The 17,270-nt window shown below is 67.4% G+C and carries 14 protein-coding genes and 1 pseudogene; 5 read left to right on the forward strand and 10 right to left on the reverse strand.

The genetic code is table 11. From position 1 onward, the window contains the following. Positions 1-3: 3 nt before the first annotated feature. Both cyoB and cyoA read right to left on the reverse strand, forming a co-directional pair. Positions 4-2,011: pseudogene (gene cyoB, locus H1Q64_RS29220) on the reverse strand (cytochrome o ubiquinol oxidase subunit I). A 13-nt stretch (positions 2,012-2,024) separates the two neighbouring features. Continuing rightward, positions 2,025-3,200 (reverse strand): ubiquinol oxidase subunit II, encoded by a 1,176-nt coding sequence (gene cyoA, locus H1Q64_RS29225; RefSeq protein WP_237907376.1) that lies wholly within the window; start codon positions 3,198-3,200, stop codon positions 2,025-2,027. A 210-nt stretch (positions 3,201-3,410) separates the two neighbouring features. On the opposite strand from cyoA, the gene H1Q64_RS29230 reads away from it, so the two are divergent. Then, on the forward strand, positions 3,411-4,718 hold the full coding sequence (locus tag H1Q64_RS29230) for an MFS transporter (protein ID WP_145681965.1): 1,308 nt from the start codon (positions 3,411-3,413) through the stop codon (positions 4,716-4,718). A 376-nt stretch (positions 4,719-5,094) separates the two neighbouring features. Further along, the gene (locus H1Q64_RS29235; RefSeq protein WP_237907377.1) at positions 5,095-5,268 is read left to right on the forward strand and encodes a hypothetical protein; all 174 of its coding nucleotides are present in this window, start codon (positions 5,095-5,097) and stop codon (positions 5,266-5,268) included. Between the two features lie 11 nt (positions 5,269-5,279). Here the strand turns inward: H1Q64_RS29235 and H1Q64_RS29240 are convergent, their stop codons facing one another. From H1Q64_RS29240 to H1Q64_RS29265, 6 genes are all read right to left on the reverse strand, one after another. Further along, positions 5,280-6,173 carry an NAD(P)H-hydrate dehydratase gene (locus H1Q64_RS29240; RefSeq protein WP_237907378.1) on the reverse strand — a complete coding sequence of 298 codons (894 nt, stop codon included), beginning with the start codon at positions 6,171-6,173 and terminating at the stop codon, positions 5,280-5,282. Between the two features lie 11 nt (positions 6,174-6,184). After that, positions 6,185-6,949 carry a histidine phosphatase family protein gene (locus H1Q64_RS29245; RefSeq protein ID WP_237907379.1) on the reverse strand — a complete coding sequence of 255 codons (765 nt, stop codon included), beginning with the start codon at positions 6,947-6,949 and terminating at the stop codon, positions 6,185-6,187. A 105-nt stretch (positions 6,950-7,054) separates the two neighbouring features. Continuing rightward, a complete protein-coding gene (locus tag H1Q64_RS29250; RefSeq protein ID WP_237907380.1) occupies positions 7,055-7,429 on the reverse strand; it encodes a hypothetical protein in 375 nt (124 codons plus the stop codon). 84 nt (positions 7,430-7,513) lie between these two features. Next, entirely contained in the window at positions 7,514-9,160 is a 1,647-nt protein-coding gene (locus tag H1Q64_RS29255; protein WP_237907381.1) for a sensor domain-containing diguanylate cyclase, read from the reverse strand. A 187-nt stretch (positions 9,161-9,347) separates the two neighbouring features. Beyond that, positions 9,348-11,336: a BCCT family transporter gene (locus H1Q64_RS29260; protein WP_237907382.1), complete on the reverse strand. Its 1,989-nt coding sequence runs from the start codon at positions 11,334-11,336 to the stop codon at positions 9,348-9,350. 134 nt (positions 11,337-11,470) lie between these two features. After that, on the reverse strand, positions 11,471-11,710 hold the full coding sequence (locus H1Q64_RS29265) for a hypothetical protein (protein WP_237907383.1): 240 nt from the start codon (positions 11,708-11,710) through the stop codon (positions 11,471-11,473). Positions 11,711-11,817: 107 nt separating this feature from the next. Between H1Q64_RS29265 and H1Q64_RS29270 the strand changes: the two genes are divergently transcribed. Continuing rightward, a complete protein-coding gene (locus H1Q64_RS29270; RefSeq protein WP_237907384.1) occupies positions 11,818-13,455 on the forward strand; it encodes a lysylphosphatidylglycerol synthase domain-containing protein in 1,638 nt (545 codons plus the stop codon). Here H1Q64_RS29270 and H1Q64_RS29275 read toward each other — a convergent pair. Continuing rightward, positions 13,430-14,884, reverse strand: a complete 1,455-nt coding sequence (locus tag H1Q64_RS29275; protein ID WP_237907385.1) for a TrkH family potassium uptake protein — start codon at positions 14,882-14,884, stop codon at positions 13,430-13,432. The genes H1Q64_RS29270 and H1Q64_RS29275 overlap by 26 nt on opposite strands. 332 nt (positions 14,885-15,216) lie before the next feature. Between H1Q64_RS29275 and H1Q64_RS29280 the strand changes: the two genes are divergently transcribed. Continuing rightward, positions 15,217-15,588 carry a hypothetical protein gene (locus H1Q64_RS29280; protein ID WP_237907386.1) on the forward strand — a complete coding sequence of 124 codons (372 nt, stop codon included), beginning with the start codon at positions 15,217-15,219 and terminating at the stop codon, positions 15,586-15,588. A gap of 162 nt (positions 15,589-15,750) precedes the next feature. Beyond that, complete coding sequence (locus H1Q64_RS29285; protein ID WP_237907387.1) at positions 15,751-16,458, forward strand: hypothetical protein; 708 nt, start codon at positions 15,751-15,753, stop codon at positions 16,456-16,458. An 86-nt stretch (positions 16,459-16,544) separates the two neighbouring features. Here H1Q64_RS29285 and H1Q64_RS29290 read toward each other — a convergent pair whose 3' ends face one another. Beyond that, a complete protein-coding gene (locus tag H1Q64_RS29290; RefSeq protein WP_237907388.1) occupies positions 16,545-17,270 on the reverse strand; it encodes a SapC family protein in 726 nt (241 codons plus the stop codon).

Raw genomic sequence — 17,270 nt, forward strand, 5'->3', positions numbered from 1 at the left:
GCTTTACACCTGCCCGGAGAGGAGACGGGTCCGCTCGTTCTCGGTCCGCACCACCACGTCCGCCGGGATGTGGAAGTCGCGGTGATAGTTGAAGGTGTGGTGGATGGCCGCCGCCAGCAGGGCGACGAAGCTCACCGCCGCCAGCCACCAGATGTACCAGACCAGGGCGAAGCCGAGGACCACGCTGATCCCGGCCAGGATCACGCCGGTGCCGCTGTTGCTGGGCATGTGGATCGCCTTGTAGCCGCCCAGCGGACGCTTGTAGCCGCGCTTCTTCATGTCCCACCACGCGTCGTTGTCGTGGATCATCGGCGTGAAGGCGAAGTTGTAGTCCGGCGGCGGCGAGGAGGTCGCCCATTCCAGGGTGCGGCCGTCCCACGGGTCGCCCGTGCGGTCGACCAGCTCACGGCGCTTCCAGACGCTGACGGCGATCTGGAGGAGGAAGGCACCGATGCCCGCCGCGATCAGAACGGCGCCCACCGCGGCGATCTGGAACCAGATCTGGAGCGACGGGTCCTCGAACACGCGCAGGCGGCGGGTGACGCCCATCAGGCCCAGAACATAGAGCGGCATGAAGGCGACCCAGAAGCCGACCACCCAGCACCAGAAGGAGACCTTGCCCCAGAACGGGTCGAGCCGGAAGCCGAAGGCCTTGGGCCACCAGTAGTAGATGCCGGCGAACAGGCCGAACAGCACGCCGCCGATGATGACGTTGTGGAAGTGGGCGATCAGGAACAGGCTGTTGTGCAGGACGAAGTCCGCCGGCGGGACGGCCAGCAGCACGCCCGTCATGCCGCCGACCACGAAGGTCAGCATGAAGGCGACGGTCCACATCATCGGCAGCTCAAAGCGGATGCGGCCGCGGTACATGGTGAACAGCCAGTTGAAGATCTTCGCACCCGTCGGGATCGAGATGATCATCGTCGTGATGCCGAAGAACGAGTTCACGCTGGCGCCCGACCCCATGGTGAAGAAGTGGTGCAGCCACACCAGGTAGGACAGGATCGTGATGACCACCGTCGCATAGACCATGGAGGTGTAGCCGAACAGCTTCTTGCCCGAGAAGGTCGAGGTGACTTCGGAGAAGATGCCGAAGACCGGCAGGATCAGGATGTAGACTTCCGGGTGGCCCCAGATCCAGATCAGGTTCACGTACATCATCGGGCTGCCGCCGAGATCGTTCGTGAAGAAGTTCGTGCCGACATAGCGGTCCAGCGACAGCAGGACCAGCGTGGCGGTCAGGATCGGGAAGGAGGCGACGATCAGCACGTTGGTGCAGAGCGACGTCCAGGTGAAGACCGGCATCTTCATCATGGTCATGCCGGGGGCGCGCATCTTGACGATCGTGCAGATCAGGTTGATGCCGGACAATGTTGTTCCGACACCGGCGATCTGCAACGCCCAGATGTAATAGTCGACACCCGTCTCAGGGCTGTAGGCGATGTTGGACAGCGGCGGATAGGCCAGCCAGCCGGTGCGCGCGAACTCGCCGACGAACAGCGAGACCATGATCAGCACCGCACCGCCCACCGTCATCCAGAAGCTGAAGTTGTTCAGGAACGGGAAGGACACGTCGCGGGCGCCGATCTGCAGCGGCACCACGTAGTTCATCAGGCCCGTGACGAAGGGCATCGCCACGAAGAAGATCATGATGACGCCGTGGGCGGTGAAGATCTGGTCGTAATGGTGCGCGTTGAGGTAGCCCTCGCTGCCGCCGAAGGCGATGGCCTGCTGGAGGCGCATCATGATGGCGTCGGCGAAACCGCGCAGAAGCATGATCAGGCCCAGCACCATGTACATGATGCCGATGCGCTTGTGGTCGACGGTGGTGAACCACTCCTTCCAGAGATAGCCCCCACAACCGGAAATAGCTCAGCGCCGCGACGAGCGCGATGCCGCCCAGCACGACCGCGACGAAGGTCGCGACCACGATGGGCTCGTGATAGGGGAAGGACTCCAGGGTCAGACGCCCGAAGAGCGGATGGGTGGCGACGGTCGATGTGTCTAGCATGGCGGTTGGCCGCTCAGGGATTGGCCGTCAGCCGCGGCCCGAACACGGAGGCGGGCGCGGAGATCGGCGTGATGGAGGAGCGCGGCAGACCCGCGCCGGAAATCGGAGACTCGTCGGCGGGAGCGTTCAGCACGCCGAGCGACGACTCGACGGCGCGGCCGGTCAGTTCCTCGGTCGAGCAGATGCCCGCCACATAGACCGGCGCCGGGCCGAGAACGGCGGTGCCGCGGCGGGACAGCTTGTCGTGCATCAGCGGCATCACGTTGTCGATGCCGGCCAGGCCGAGGCCGCCCTTGGCGTCGATGGCCATCATGTCGTGCATGCACATCTTGCCCGGCTCGACGCACATCCCAACGATGGCCTTGAACAGGCCCGAGTCGACAGCGCCGTAACGGCGCACCGGCTCGTTCTCGCTGGGACGCTCAAGCTGGAGATAGCCGTCGCGGTCGAGCTTGCCACCGCCCGCCTTGATGTCCGCCACCCACTTGTCGAAGCCGTCGGCGGCCAGACCGTGGAAGGTGAAGCGCATGTGCGAGAAGCCGGCGCCGCTGTAGTTGGCGGAGAAGCCCTTGTAGCTGCCCGGCTCGTTGATGACGGCGTGCAGCTTCGTCTCCATGCCGGCCATGGCGTAGATCTGCCCGGCGAGCGCCGGGATGTAGAAGGAGTTCATCACCGTCGAGGAGGTGATGTTGAAGCGGATCGGGCGGTCCACCGGGGCGGCCACCTCGTTCACCGTGGCGATGCCGTATTCCGGGTAGATGAACAGCCACTTCCAGTCGAGCGCCACGACGTTGACGTCGAGCATCTTGGTGTCGGCCGGAACCGGGCGCCCGGCGGCGATGCGGTCGAGCGGGCGGTAGGGGTCGAGCAGGTGGGTCGCCATCCAGGTGAGGGCGCCCAGGCAGATGATGATGAGCAGCGGGGCCGCCCAGATCACCAGCTCCAACTGCGTCGAATGGTCCCAATCCGGGTCGTAGTCGGCCGTGCTATTCGACTGGCGGTAGCGCCACGCGAACAGCACCGTCAGCACCATCACCGGAATGATGATGAGAAGCATCAGGAGGGTGGAAATGGTGATGAGGTTGGCCTGTTGGCTCGCCACGTCGCCGGACGGGCTCATCACCACAAGGTTGCAGCCGCTCAAAACCGCCATCAGCGGCAGGAGGGCCAAGGCGCGGAAACGGGTCAAGGCAGGACCTGTCAGCAGGGGTTCGCTTTGGATTTGGGCGAAGAGCTAACCCCCACGGGCCGGGTCGGACATTGGACAATTTGTCCAATGCGCCGCGATTCCGCGCAGCCATTGACGCACATCAAGGCAATGCGTCCATGGGCGTGGCAGAATGCCGTTGCGGTGCCTATTTAATTCCCTCTGACGCAATTGCCAGACGGTGGGGGGACCATGGGATCATCGACCACGGCGACCGAACGGGACGCAAGGCTGGTCAATGCCCGCGACCACAGGGTGAATCCCGGTGAAATCGCGATTGGCGTCATCATCGGACGGACGTCCGAATTCTTCGATTTTTTCGTTTACGCCATCGCTTCGGTGATCGTCTTCCCGAAGCTGGTCTTTCCCTATCTTGACCCGCTGACCGGAACGTTGTGGTCCTTCGCGATTTTCGCGCTGGCCTTCGTCGCCCGCCCGGTGGGCAGCATGCTGTTCATGGCCATCGACCGTGCCCACGGGCGCGGCGCCAAGCTGACCCTGTCCCTGTTCCTGCTGGGGACCTCGACGGTCGCCATCGCCTTCCTGCCGAGCTACGAGCAGATCGGCGCGGCGGCGATCTGGCTGCTGGCGGCGGCCCGCATCGGCCAGGGCCTGGCGCTGGGCGGCGCCTGGGACGGCCTCGCCTCGCTGCTGGCGCTGAACGCGCCGGAGAACCGCCGCGGCTGGTACGCGATGATTCCGCAGCTTGGCGCCCCCATCGGGCTGATCGTGGCGAGCGCCCTCTTCGCCTATTTCGCCGGCAACCTGTCGGCTGAGGATTTCTTCAGCTGGGGCTGGCGCTACCCGTTCTTCGTGGCCTTCGCCATCAACGTGGTGGCGCTGTTCGCGCGGCTGCGCATTGTGGTGACGCCGGAATACACCCACCTGTTCGAAAGCCGCGAGCTTCAGCCGGTCCCGGTGACCGAGATGCTGCGCAACGAGGGCATGCGCGTCGTGCTGGGCGCCTTCGCCCCGCTGGCCAGCTTCGCGCTGTTCCACATGGTCACCGTCTTCCCGCTGTCCTGGATCTTCCTCTACACGCAGGACACGCCGGCGGACTTCCTGTTGATCGAGGTGGTCGGGGCCTTCTTCGGTCTGGGGGCCATCATCGCCTCCGGCTGGATCGCCGACCGCATCGGCCGCCGCACCCTGTTGGGAAGCTGCGCTGCGGCCATCGCGGTGTTCAGCGGCGTGGCGCCCTTGCTGCTGAACGGCGGGCCGCTGGGCGAGTTGGTCTTCATGATCGTCGGCTTCGTGATCCTGGGCCTGTCCTTCGGCCAGTCGTCCGGCGTGGTCGCGTCAGGCTTCACCCAGCGCTACCGCTACACCGGCGCGGCCATCACCTCGGACCTCGCCTGGCTGTTCGGGGCGGGCTTCGCGCCGCTGGTGGCGCTGGTGCTGTCTGCCAACTACGGCCTGTTCTCGGCCGGCGCCTACCTGCTGTCGGGTGCGGTCTGCACGTTGCTGGCCCTTTGGCTCAACAAGACGCTGGCGAAGTGACCTGAGTAAACGCCGGGAACCGGATCAGCCTCACCCTTGCGGGATGCGGCTGATCCGGTTCCGTTTTCTCACACAGAAGGCGCAGGACGACGAGTGGCGCTTGGCCGGGCCCGGCCGTCCACAAATCTTAGAGTTTGTGAGCCGCCGCACAGCGCCGGCCAGCAGCGCGGTCCGAATGAAAAGCGCGCAGGCTGGCACAAGGCACCCGGGTGCCTTTCATCAGGCCACCAGAGAGATCCCCAAAATTGCCCACTCGAACGCGCTTCGCTACCCGGCAGCGGTACGCCGTAATCCCGCGCGGCGGCTACCCCCGACTTTAATCGTCGTTAAGAGATCGGCGTGCATCCTGCCCTTACACACAGATCGGCAGGTCATCATGTCCCAGTACAATCCCGCTGTCGGCACCACCGAGACCGCTTCCTTCCCGCTCCCCCTCACCGCTCCGGCCCCGGCCAAGAAGCTGCGCGGCCTGCCGCTGGTCGCCCTGTGGGGCGGGCTGATCGCCGCTCCCTGGGTCATCCTTTACCAAGCCACCAAGCTGATGTTCTGAAACCGGCGGTCTTAGGCCGACAGCTCGGCCATGATCTCCGGCACCTGAGCCAGCAGCTCGCGGGCCAGGAAGCCCAGCGGGCCGCGGCGGGCCAGACGGTTGCCCGCCTCGCCATGCAGATGGACTCCCCAGATCGCCGCCTGGGCCGGGTCGGCGCCCCGCGCGGCCAGCCCGGCGATGACGCCCGCCAGCGTGTCGCCCGATCCAGACGTGGCAAGACCGACATTGCCGCCATCATAGGCCCACATGTGCCCGTCCGGCGTGGCGATGTGGGTGCAGGCGCCCTTCAGCACGACGATGACCTTGTGAAGGTCCGCGACGCGGCGGGCGGCGGCGGGCGGGTCGGCCTCCACCTCCTCCCGGCTGACTCCGGACAGGCCGGCCATCTCGCCGGCGTGCGGCGTGATGATCGTCCGCCCGCCGCGGCGGCACAGCGCTTCGTTGGCATTGTCCAGCCCCATCAGCGCCTCCGCGTCGATGACCAGAACGGGGCCGCCCTCCCCGTCCAGCCCGCCGATCAGCGCGCCGGTCAGGTCGGCGACCGCAAGCTTGTCCATCATGCCGGGACCGATCAGCACCGCGGTGCAGCGGGCCGCCCGCTCGCACAGCGTGCCCACGCAGTCAGGGGCGATGCCCCCCTCCGCCGTCTCATGCAGGCCGAGCACCAGGGCCTCCGGCACGGCGAGCCCGAGATGCGGGGCCACGCTGCGGCAGGTCGCCATCTGGAGTTTGCCCGCCCCGGCGCGCAGCGCCGCCGTTCCGGCCAGCAGCACGGCGCCCGGCACCTCCACGCTGCCGCCAATGACCAGCACCCGGCCCCGCCCGTCCTTGTCGGCGCCGTCGCCGGGGTGGGGAAGCGGCATGGAGCGCAGCAGGTCGCGGGTAACCGGAATCGAGTCGCTCATCGGAAAATTGCTCATCGGACGGCCGCGTTGGCGTCGGGTTCGGCGGTCAGCGGCGCCCCGGCCACCTCCAGCGGGGCGACGAAGTTGTAACGGCGAAGCTGCATCCGCCCGCTGTGCCCCTGGGCGGGATCGAAGGCGTATTCGGTGACCCCGCAATTCGCAACGTCGCCCTCGCGGTCGATGGCGAGGATCTGCTCCTCCGTCATGCCCTCCAACAGGTAGCGCAGGCACAGCACGACGACCTGATGGCTGACCACCAGCACGCGCTGCCCGCCATGGTGCAGGCTGATGGTGTCGAGCGCGCTGCGCAGCCGCAGGATCACATCGCACCAGCTCTCCCCGGCCGGCGGGCGGAAGTAGAACTTGCCGAGGAAGCGGCGGAACTCCGCCTGCTCCGGGTGCTCCTGCGCGATGCCCAGCCCGGTCAGCCGATCGAGGATGCCGAACTCCTTCTCGCGCAGCCGCTCGTCCACCACGAACTCCGTGGGTTCAACCGGCAGGCCGCCCCCGGCGTGGATGATCTCCGCCGTGCGTCGGGCGCGCAGATAAGGGGAGGTCAGAACCACGTCGGGCCGTTCGCCCGGCGGCAGCGCGGCGAACCAGCGCGCCAGCGCTTCGGACTGCTGCTCCCCCTGGCGGCTGAGCGGCACGTCGACGTCGCGCTCCGCGATGTCGATCCGCCCCAGCCCGGCGGCGTAGGCGGCGTCGCGCGCGACGTTCCCGGCGCTCTCCCCGTGACGGACGACCCAGAGCCTCTGCGGCCAGCGCTGCTGCATGGTGAACGACCCCTTCCCGCCTCAACCAAGGCTTTCAACGGGAAAAAGGCCGTTCCGTCACGCAGCAGCCCGTCATTCCGCGATCAGGCCGCGATCAGGCCGCGATCAGGCCGTCCGGCGCTCGAAGATGCGTTCGGCCGTGGACTTGCCGGGCCGCCAGGGCACGATGCTGATTGGGGCCGTCGGGTCGAGGCTGCCGTTCGCCCGCAGGCAATCGATGGCGGCCAGCGGCTCGTCCCCGTGGGGCAGGCCGGGCTGTTCGAGCAGATACCGGCGGTGGTTGTCGGTCACCGCCCAGCCCGGCGGACGGCCCAGCGGGCTGGTGGCGACCACGCCGATGGGCTCGGAAACGAGCCACGCCTCGTCCGTAAGGCTCCAGCCGACGAGGCGGCGTTCGCCGGGACCCGTCCCGGCACCGATGTCGAGCCAGGCCCACTGGCGCAGGCGGGTGGTGCGGTCACCATCGACGCATACGAACATGATCCCATCCTCTCCCATCAAGAACCGGTCAGGTGGGTATTGTTCTTCTTTTGTTCTGGACGTGCAAGCGGATTCCGCACCCGGTCAGTCCGGATCCCTGCGAGGAATATCCTTGTAGAAGATATGGGTGCCACGGCCCGCCTGCTTGGCCCGGTACATCGCGCCATCCGCGGCCACCAGCAGACTGCGGGCGTCCGATCCGTCGGCCGGGGACAGGGCGATGCCGACGCTGGCGCCGATCACGGCGGTCTTGCCCTGCACCGGAATCGGCAGCGCCACCGCCTCCACGATCTTGGCGGCCACGCCCCCGGCGTCCGCGGCGGAGGTCACATCCTCCAGCACGATGGTGAACTCGTCGCCGCCGACGCGGGCAACCGTGTCGCTGCGGCGCAGACAGCCGGCGATTCGCGCCGCGGCGATGCGCAGCACCTCGTCCCCGCAGTCGTGGCCCATACGGTCATTGACCGCCTTGAAGCCGTCCAGGTCGATGAACAGCAGGGCCAAGGGTCGCCCGGACCGCCGCGACCGGCCCAGCGCCACGTCCAGACGGTCGAAGAGGAGGCGGCGGTTGGGCAGGCCGGTCAGGGCGTCGTGGTTGGCGAGGTGGTCCTTCTCCGCCTCGCTCCGCCGCAGATCCTCCTCGGCGGCCTTGCGCAGCGTGATGTCCCGCCCGACGCCGACCAGCCCGAGAAGCTCGTTGCCGGCGTCGCGAATCGGCGCCTTCAGGATCTCCACCCAGATCCGCCCGCCATCGGGCAGCGGGATGCTCTCCTCGTTGCGCCGCGGCTGGTCCTCGGCATAGACAGAGGCGTCGCCCGCACGGATGCCGTCGGCCATGTCCGGGGGCCATATTTCGTGGCTGTCCAGCCCGATCAACTGCTCCAGCGGACGCCCGGTCCACGAGGCGAAGGCACGATTGGCCTTGCGCAGCACGCCGTCCCGGTCCTTGAAGAAGACGGCGTCGGGGATGGTGTCGATGATCCCCTGCAACAGGGCGTGCTGCCGCAGAAGCTGCTTTTCCGTCTGCCGCCGCTCGGTGATGTCGCGGGCGATGCCGACGACGCCCAGCATCTTGCCGCTGCGGTCGAGGCAGACGGCCTTGGCGGTCTCCATCAGCACGCGGCGCCCGTCCGGGTGGACGAACCACTCCTCGCTGCGGGAAAAGCCCTTCTGCATGGCGATCTGGTCGGTCCGCCGCCGCCGCACCGCCGTCTCCGCATCGAACAGCCGGTGGTCGGTCAGCCCCAGCGGCGGGCGCCCCGCATAGTCGAGCATCGCCCGGTTGACCTTGAGATAGGTGCCGTTCACGTCCTTGAAGAAGACGATGTCCGGCATCGAATCGATCAGGCTTTGCAGCATGGCGCGCTCACGGTCGAGCGCCTCGGTGTCGGTGCCGCCATGGTCCGGATCGCCCAAGGGAGCGGCGAGCTGCGCCTCATGCAGGATGCCCAGGCGCCCGTCCGGCAGCGCCATGCCGCTGCGCCGCACCCAGGCGGTCACCGGACGCCCCTTGGGATAGAAGGTCCAGCGCCCCGCCACCGATTCCCCTTCGGCCTGTGGCGCCCCCTCCGGCTGGCTGCCGAACTCGCGGGCCTGGAAGTCGGCGAGCGACGCGGCGCTCCACAGCTCCAGGGCGGCGCGGTTGCCCCAGACCATCCGCCCGCGACCGCCGTCATGCAGCCAGACCGGTGCCCAGACCCCGTCGAGCAGGGGAAGGTCGGCAACGGTCATTGAGGCCGTTACCGGGCGGCCCGCCGGCGCGCACGCCTCCCCGCCGGGGACGCCGACCCCGGACTGGTTCTGATCCGCCTGATGACCCATGGTGGTCGCCGCCGCCTCGGCACGAAGAAAGCACCGGACGGCTTTCTAGCATAATTCGAGGCAATCTTCTCCTGCTACCGCGAGAGGCCGCGCTCTTTCACCACCCCCGCCACTTTCCATACTCCTGCACGAAGTCGCGGACGATTGCTTCCCGCCCAGCGAGCGCCGGTGACAAGTGTTTGTGCAGGCCGCCGCGCAGGATCACCTCGACGCGCATCTGCCACTGTTCGTCAGCCGCCTTCAGATCGGGAAAGGCGAAGGTCAGCGGGTGGTAGGCCCGCGCGCGGATGTCGTAGCTGAACTCCTCCTCCCCGTCGCGCAGGACGGCCAGCCCGGCGTTGAAGGGGCCGACCTCGATGACAGCCCGGCGGCCGAGCCGTTCCAGTTCCGCCGCAATGTCGCGGAAGGCCGGCTCCACCGTGTCTGCGATGAAACGGATGACCTCGCGCCGCGCCACGGCGGCGCCGGGCGGGGCCGCCGCCGCGATGGCCGCCTTGCGCCCGATCACGGCGGCCAGTTGCTGGCGCCAGTCGCTGTCGCCCACCGGCTGCACCGGTGTTCCGCCCTCCGACGCGGTGGGCACCCGCACCACCCGCCGGTCCGGCCCCGCCCGGCGCTCCGCCCGCAGGCTGGTCACCAGCCCGACGCACATCAGCACCATGACTACCGCGAAGGGCAGCGCCGTCGTCACCGCCGCCGTCTGAAGCGCCTGCAACCCGCCGACCAGAAGCAGAACCGCCGCCACCACGCCGGACAGCACCGCCCAGAAGATGCGCGTGGCAATGGGCGGGTCCTGGTTGCCGCCGGACCCGATGATGTCGATCACCAGAGCGCCGGAATCGGCGGAGGTGACGAAGAAGGTGACGACGATCAGCGTCGCCAGGGCCGAGGTGATCACGCTGAGCGGCAGGCGGTCCAGCATGACGAACAAGGCCGTCGGCACGCTCTCCTGCACCGCCGCCGCCATGCCGCCGCCTTCGAACATCTCCATATGGATCGCCGTCTCGCCGAACACGGTGAACCAGACGAAGGTCAGGGCCACCGGGGCGAACAGCACGCCGCCGATGAATTCGCGGATCGTGCGGCCGCGCGACACCCGCGCGATGAACATGCCGACGAAGGGCGCCCAGGAAATCCACCAGCCCCAATAGAACATCGTCCAGCTCGCCTGCCATTCCGCTCCGGTGTAGGGCAGCGTGCGGAAGCTGGTGTAGGGCAATGTCCATAGGTAGCGCCCGATGCTCTCCACCAGCGTGGACAGCAGGAACACCGACGGGCCGAGCAGGAAGACGAACAACAGCAGAAGAAGCCCCGCCAGCATGTTCAGCTCGCTGAGCCGGCGGATTCCCTTCCCGACGCCGCTGACCGCCGAGACGGTGGCGACCGCGGTGATGACGGCGATCAGCACCATCTGCTGCACCGTGCCCACGCCGACCAGCCCGAGGTAATCGAGCCCGGCGTTGATCTGCATGACCCCCAGCCCGAGCGAGGTGGCGATGCCGAACAGCGTGCCGACGATCGCCACGATGTCCACCAGATTGCCGGGCCAGCCGCTCAGCCGGTCGCCCAGCAGCGGGTAGAGCGCCGACCGGATGGTCAGGGGCAGGTCGTGCCGATAGGCGAAATAACCCAGCGACAGGCCAACCGTGATGTAGATGCCCCAGGCGTGCAGCCCCCAATGCAGGAAGGCCAGATTCATCGCCTCCCGCGCCGCGTCGGGGGTTCCCGCATCGCCGACCCGCGGGTTGGCGAAATGCAGCACCGGCTCCGCCACGCCGTAGAACAGCAGGCCGATGCCCATGCCGGCGCTGAACAGCATGGCGAACCAGGTCAGGTAGCTGAACTCCGGCTCGTCGTCGTCCTTGCCGAGCTTGATCGACCCGTAGGGGCTGAAGAACAACCAAAAAGCGAACAAGAGGAAGCCTGCAACGGACAGAATGTAGAACCAGCCGAAGTTGCCGACGATGGCCGACTGAAGGGCGGAAATGCGCGCTCCGAAGGGTTCAGTGAAGACGCTGGCGAGAAGGACGAACAGGAGAATCAGCCCCCCTGCGGTGAAGGAGACCGTTTTGTTGATCCCGTGCATGGTTTTTCTCCGGGTGCGGGCAGCGCACCCGACTCCGAGGCGCAGCGTCTTCGCCCACACAACGGATCAACCCGGCCGGAGTTTCCAAAAAAGAAGCCGCGCTCATGCTTCCGGCGACCGGCGGCCGCGTCCGGCTATTCCGGACGGGCGCCACCTTTGCGTTCCGACCGCAGGCGCCGCCGCAGGACCAGCGCGTACCAGGCCAGCAGGACCGTGGTGAACAGCGACAGGGTGAAGGACACGCCGTCCGGCCGCAGCCCGTAGCCCGTGGCACCGCCGAACAGCGTCACCGAGCTGTCCCAGAGATAGGCGAGCAGCAGGATCAGAGTGTTGGTCCCCGACAGGCCGGTGGCGAGATAAAGCACAAGATGCATCCATTGCCTCCCGATGAGCCCGGCCCGGCCATGCGCTTTTTCGTTGCGCGGTGTTGTTCTTGTCCGAAGCCCTGTCATCCTAGGTGCCCGGAGCGATCCTGTCAGCCATGGCCCACACCGAAAGCCCCCCGACCTGGACCCAGCGGCTCCTGCGCTACGGCACGGGGGTGCTGATCCTGGCCCTGCTGGCCGGGGCGCTGGTCATCCTGAACCGCTGGCTGGAGCAATACAGCGTCGCCGACATCCGGCAGGCGCTGGACCGCATCACCGGCGTGCAGCTTTTCGCCGCCTCGGCGGCGGCGGCGGTCAGCTACTGGCTGCTGACGCTCTACGACCTGCTGGCCCTGCGCCACCTGCGGCGGCCCCTGCCCTACCGCTGGGTGGCCTTCACCGCCTTCACCAGCTACGCCTTCAGCCATAGCCTGGGCTTCGCCAGCATCATCGGGGCGACCGTGCGCTACCGCCTCTACGCGCCGCACGGGCTGGGCGGGGTGGAGGTGGCCCAGGTGACGCTGTTCGTCGTCACCACCTTCATGCTCGGGCTGGCGACGGTGATGCCGGTGGTCATGCTGATCGACCCCACGGCCTTGAAGGCCCTGCACGTCCCGCCGGGAAGCGCCTTCCTGCTGGGGCTGGCGGCGCTGGCGATCCTGGTGGCCTACGCGGTGGGCGGCTTCTGGCTGCGCCGGCCGCTGCGGGTGTTCGGGCACGCCATCGCCTTCCCCCGCCCGTCCATCGCGGTTCGGCAGCTCCTGCTCGGGCTGTGCGACCTGTCGCTGGCGGCGCTGGTCCTCTATCTCTGCCTGCCGCCGAGCGACGCGGTGAGCTACGCCGACGTCCTGGTGGCCTTCGGGCTGGCGCTGGTCGCCGGCATCATCAGCCATGTGCCGGGGGGGCTGGGGGTGTTCGACGCCATCGTCCTGGTCAGCCTGACCCCGGCCATGCCGGGCAACGACGTGATGGCGGGGCTGCTTGTCTTCCGGCTGATCTATTATCTGGCGCCGCTGGTGATCGCCGGGCTGATGTTCGGAGGCGTGGAGGCCTTCCAGGCCCGGCGTCGCATCGGCGGACTGTCGCGGGAAATCTCCGCCGCCGTCAGCCCGGCGGTGCCGCTGGTGCTGGCCGCCTGCATCTTCATCACCGGGGCCTTCCTGCTGTTCTCCCGCGCCACGCCGGAGGAGACGCTGCCCGCCCCCTTCGACGCCACGGCGCTGCCGCTGGTGGAGATGTCGCACTTCACCGGCAGTGTCGCCGGGGTGCTGCTGATCCTGCTGGCCCACGCGGTGCAGCGGCGTTTGCACGCCGCCTGGGTGCTGTCGCTGGTGCTGCTGGCGACCGGCTGCGCCTCGGCCCTGCTGAAGGGCGGCGACTGGCCGGAGGCCATCGTGCCGGGGCTGATCTTCCTGGCCCTGCTGCCGGCCCGTAAGGAATTCCACCGCCGCGGCAACATCCTGCGCAACCCCCTGACGCCGAGCTGGTTCATCGCGACCGGCGTGGCGCTGGCCAGCGCCTTCTGGCTGGGCCTGTTCTCCTACAAGCACATCGCCTTCAGCGACGAGCTGTGGTGGCATTTCACCCTGCACGGCGACGCCTCCCGCTTCCTGCGGGCGTCGGTGGCGGTCGGGGTGATCGCGCTCGGCGCCGCCCTGGTCCATCTGGTGTCGGCGGCCAGCCGCGACCCGCAGGCGCAGGAACGGGAGGAGAAGCCCCCCGGCCCCCTCACCGCCGCCAGAAGGACGGACTGAGCACGACCAGGATGGTGAAGAACTCCAGTCGCCCCAGCAGCATGCCGGCGGCCAGCGCCCATTTGGCTCCGTCCGGCAATGTGGCAAAATTCCCGGAGGGTCCGATGGTCGGGCCGAGGCCGGGGCCGACGTTGCTGACCGCCGTTGCCGCCCCCGACAGCGCGGACACCACGTCCACTCCGAGGAAGGCCAGGACGAAGGCCAGCACGAATACCGACATCAGATAGACGAAGCCGAATCCCATCACCGAGATCATCACGTCGGCGCTGACCGGCTTGCCGTTGTAGTTGAGCGGAATCACCAAGTTGGGGCTGTAGAGGCGGCGTTGCAGCGCGCGCAGCACGATGAACAGGATCTCGAACCGGAAGATCTTCAGCCCGCCCGAGGTCGATCCGGTGCAGCCGCCGACGAAGGTCAGGATGAAGAAGACCACCGACGCCAACGGCCCCCACCGCTCATAGTCGATGGAGGCATAACCCGTGGTGGTGACCACCGAGACGACGTTGAAGGTGGTTACGCGGATGGCATCGTCCCACGGCACGTCCCGCGTCAGGGTCAGCCAGATCGACATGCCGAAGGACACCGCCGCGAGGAAGCCGAGGTACCAGCGGATCTGCGTGTCCGCCCAGAAGCTGGCCGCCCGCCCCTGGGCAAGGCTGATGAAGCGGACGAAGGGCATGCCGCCCAACACCATGAAGACCACCAGGACCCACTCGATAGCCGGGCTGTTCCAACTGGCGATGGACGCGTCGCGGGTGGAAAAGCCGCCGGTGGACACGGCGGTCATCGCGTGGTTGACGGCGTCGAACCAGGACATCCCCGCATAGGAGAGCATCACCGTGCAGACCGCGGTCAGGCACAGGTAGATCCAGCCCACCGCGATGGCGAGGTCGCTGGCCCGCGGTGTCACCTTGTCCGACCGGTCGGAGGATTCCAAGCGGAAGAGCTGCATGCCGCCGACCTGGAGGAAGGGCAGGATGGCGATGGCCATGCCGATGATGCCGATGCCGCCCAGCCATTGCAGCAGCGACCGCCACAGCAGCAGCCCCGGCGCCAGCCCGTCCAGCCCGGAGATCACTGTGGCTCCGGTGGCGGTCAGGGACGACATCGCCTCGAAATAGGCGTCGGCTGCCGTCAGGTCGATCTGCGACACCATGAAGGGCACGGCGGCGAAGGCGCAGATGACCACCCAGGACAGGGCGGTCAGCAAAAAAGCTTGGCGGACGTTCAGCGCGATCCGGTCCATGCGGTTGGCCAGCATGAACTGGACGCCGAAGAACAGCGTCAGGGCGCAGGCGATGGCGAAGACCATCCAGTCCGGATTGCCGGCCGCCAGATCGACGGACATCGGAAGCAGCATCGCGACGGCCAGGACGCTGAGAAGCGCGCCGATGATGAAGAAGACGGGGCGGGTGTCGAAACCAGTCATGCACAGGCCATAGCCGATCGGAATTGCGGCCTAAGTTGTCACGATTGCGACGCTTCGGCATGCCCGAAGCGCGCCGCAGGGCGATTTTCCCAATGGGTTACCTCATATGGCCTGTTTGAGGCGGGCCGAGGCCATGGATCAGCCCAGTGAGTGCGCCACTACCCCGAAAGATGCCTGGAATAGGGCCGGATGCGCTTCCGCAAAGAGGGGCGTGGGGCTGGACGGGGGCGGGCATCCTGTGCACACTCCGCCCCGACGTACGGCTCAAATCGTCGAGCCGTCCCGGATGGCCGGGACCCGCAGGAAACTGGAACAGACAATGGACTGGCGGCGTGCTTTCGGACGATGCCCTGATCTTTCTTCAGCATTCGATCAAGACGGTCTGGACTCTGGAGATTCTCCTGATTTTACGGCGTGATCCGGGTCAGGCATGGAATTCGGACGAACTCATTCGCGAATCGCGCAGCAGTACGCTCATCCTCCGGGAAGTCTTGGCGAATCTTCAACAGGCCGGGTTGATCCATACGGACGGGGACCTTCGCATCCGCTACCGCAGCGCGACGCCGACCCTGGAGCGCCTTGTGGGGGAGATCGCGTCCGCGCAGGCGCGGCGCCCGGCGGCGGTCACGAAGGCGCTGCTCTCCGTGTCGTCGGACAAAGTCCAGAACTTCGCCGGCGCGTTCCGCGTCGGAAAAAGGACATGAGGGATCGATCATAATTCACCCCCGGAGTTGGGTCGGATTTTGCTAAACTCTCGTTCGAAGCAACGACAATTGTCGCGTTGCCTCATCCGGAAGAGAGGCGGGCGGCGGCGATTGGCTTGATCCGCCGACCGAATGGCTTCGATGTCTTGTGGAGTTTCCATTATGCCGTTTCACCGACCGGCCCTGGGGCTGAATCTTGCCGCCCTTGCCCTGGCCGGAGCCCTGTCAGGCGCGGCCCACGCCGCAACCACCGATCGCAACCCAGCTCCCGCCGCCCAGACCGCCCCGGCCGCCACGCCAAACGCCGCGCCCGAGGCGGCCCCCGCCGCGAAGGTCACCGGGTTCCGGTCCGCGCGCTTCGGCATGACCGCTGACGAGGTTGCGAAGGCCATCGCCAAGGACTTCAAGATCGAGGGCAAAGACATCCGCCGCGAGACCAACGCGACGGAGCGGACCACCAGCCTGATCGTGAAGGTCGATGACCTGCAGACCGGCGCCGGCCCGGCGGTCGTCGCCTACATCCTCGGCCATTCGACGCAGAAGCTGTTTCAGGTGAACATCCTGTGGGGCGGCGCGGTGAATCCGAAGGTCGATCCCAACGCCCTGGTCGGCGCGGCCAACGCGCTGCGCAATTATTTCGTGGGACAGGGTTACCGGCAGGAGGGCATGCTGCTCAACGCGCCGGTCGGCGACGGATCGCAGGTGGTGGTCTTCCGCGGCACCGACAGCCAGGGGCGCATGAGCCTGCTGACCCTCGCGGTCCCGCCGAAGCCCTCGGACGACACCCCCGCCCTGCCGCCGTCGCTCCAGCTCTCCTATATCGAGAAACCGAACGAGCCGGACGTCTTCAAGATCGAGAAGGGTTTCTAAGCGCCGGCCCTTCCGCCGATTCAGAAAGAAAAAAGGGCGGCGCCGTCATGGCGCCGCCCTTTCCGTTTCCGGCAGGCCGGACCGGATCAGCCCCGGCGGGCAAGCCGGTCGACCAGACCCGACCAGCTGCTGACCGAGATCAGGTGGGCGTAGACCAGCCCCAGCCAGCCGCGGTCACGCCATTCCACCAGCGTCTCGGCGGGAAGCTGGTTGAAGGCCGCCTCGTCGATCACGTTGAAGCCGGCGAGGCTCAGCCGCTCGCCGTTGTTCAGGGTGATGTCGGCGCGCTTCTCCGACATCAGGCCGGCGGCCGTCACCGCCTCGACGAACTGCGTGGTGTAGGCGCTCTGGGCCTGCACTTCCTTGACGAACTCCAGGGCGTTGTTGGTCAGGGCGGACGGCTGCCCGTCGACGAAGAAGGGGTTGTCGCGGCCCGGAACGACAGCGTCCGCCGCCTCGTCGATGCACAGGGTGAGCTGGGACTTATCCTCGCTCTCCAGGAAAATGAACGGGTAGCGGCGGACATAGGCGGGAATATAGGCCCCCTCCTCCCACGCACCGTTCCCATCGACGAACAGGTTCTCGCCCGAGCGCAGCCCGAGCAGCGCCACCGGCTGGACCACTGGGCCTTCCGAGAACAGGATCGGGAACTGCTTGCAGGCCGCGGCGAACTCCGCCGCCATCAGCGGCACCGAGTTGGTGGCGGCCGCGAAGGCGAAGTTCGGCTCGGTGCGCAGCGACAGATCCGCGTCACGGGCGGCCACCAGCGGGCGGGGGTTCTTGTAGAACAGGGGCAGGGTCGGTTCGGTCAT

Origin of the sequence: Azospirillum brasilense, assembly GCF_022023855.1 — a bacterium.
In the GTDB taxonomy this organism is placed as follows: domain Bacteria; phylum Pseudomonadota; class Alphaproteobacteria; order Azospirillales; family Azospirillaceae; genus Azospirillum; species Azospirillum brasilense_F.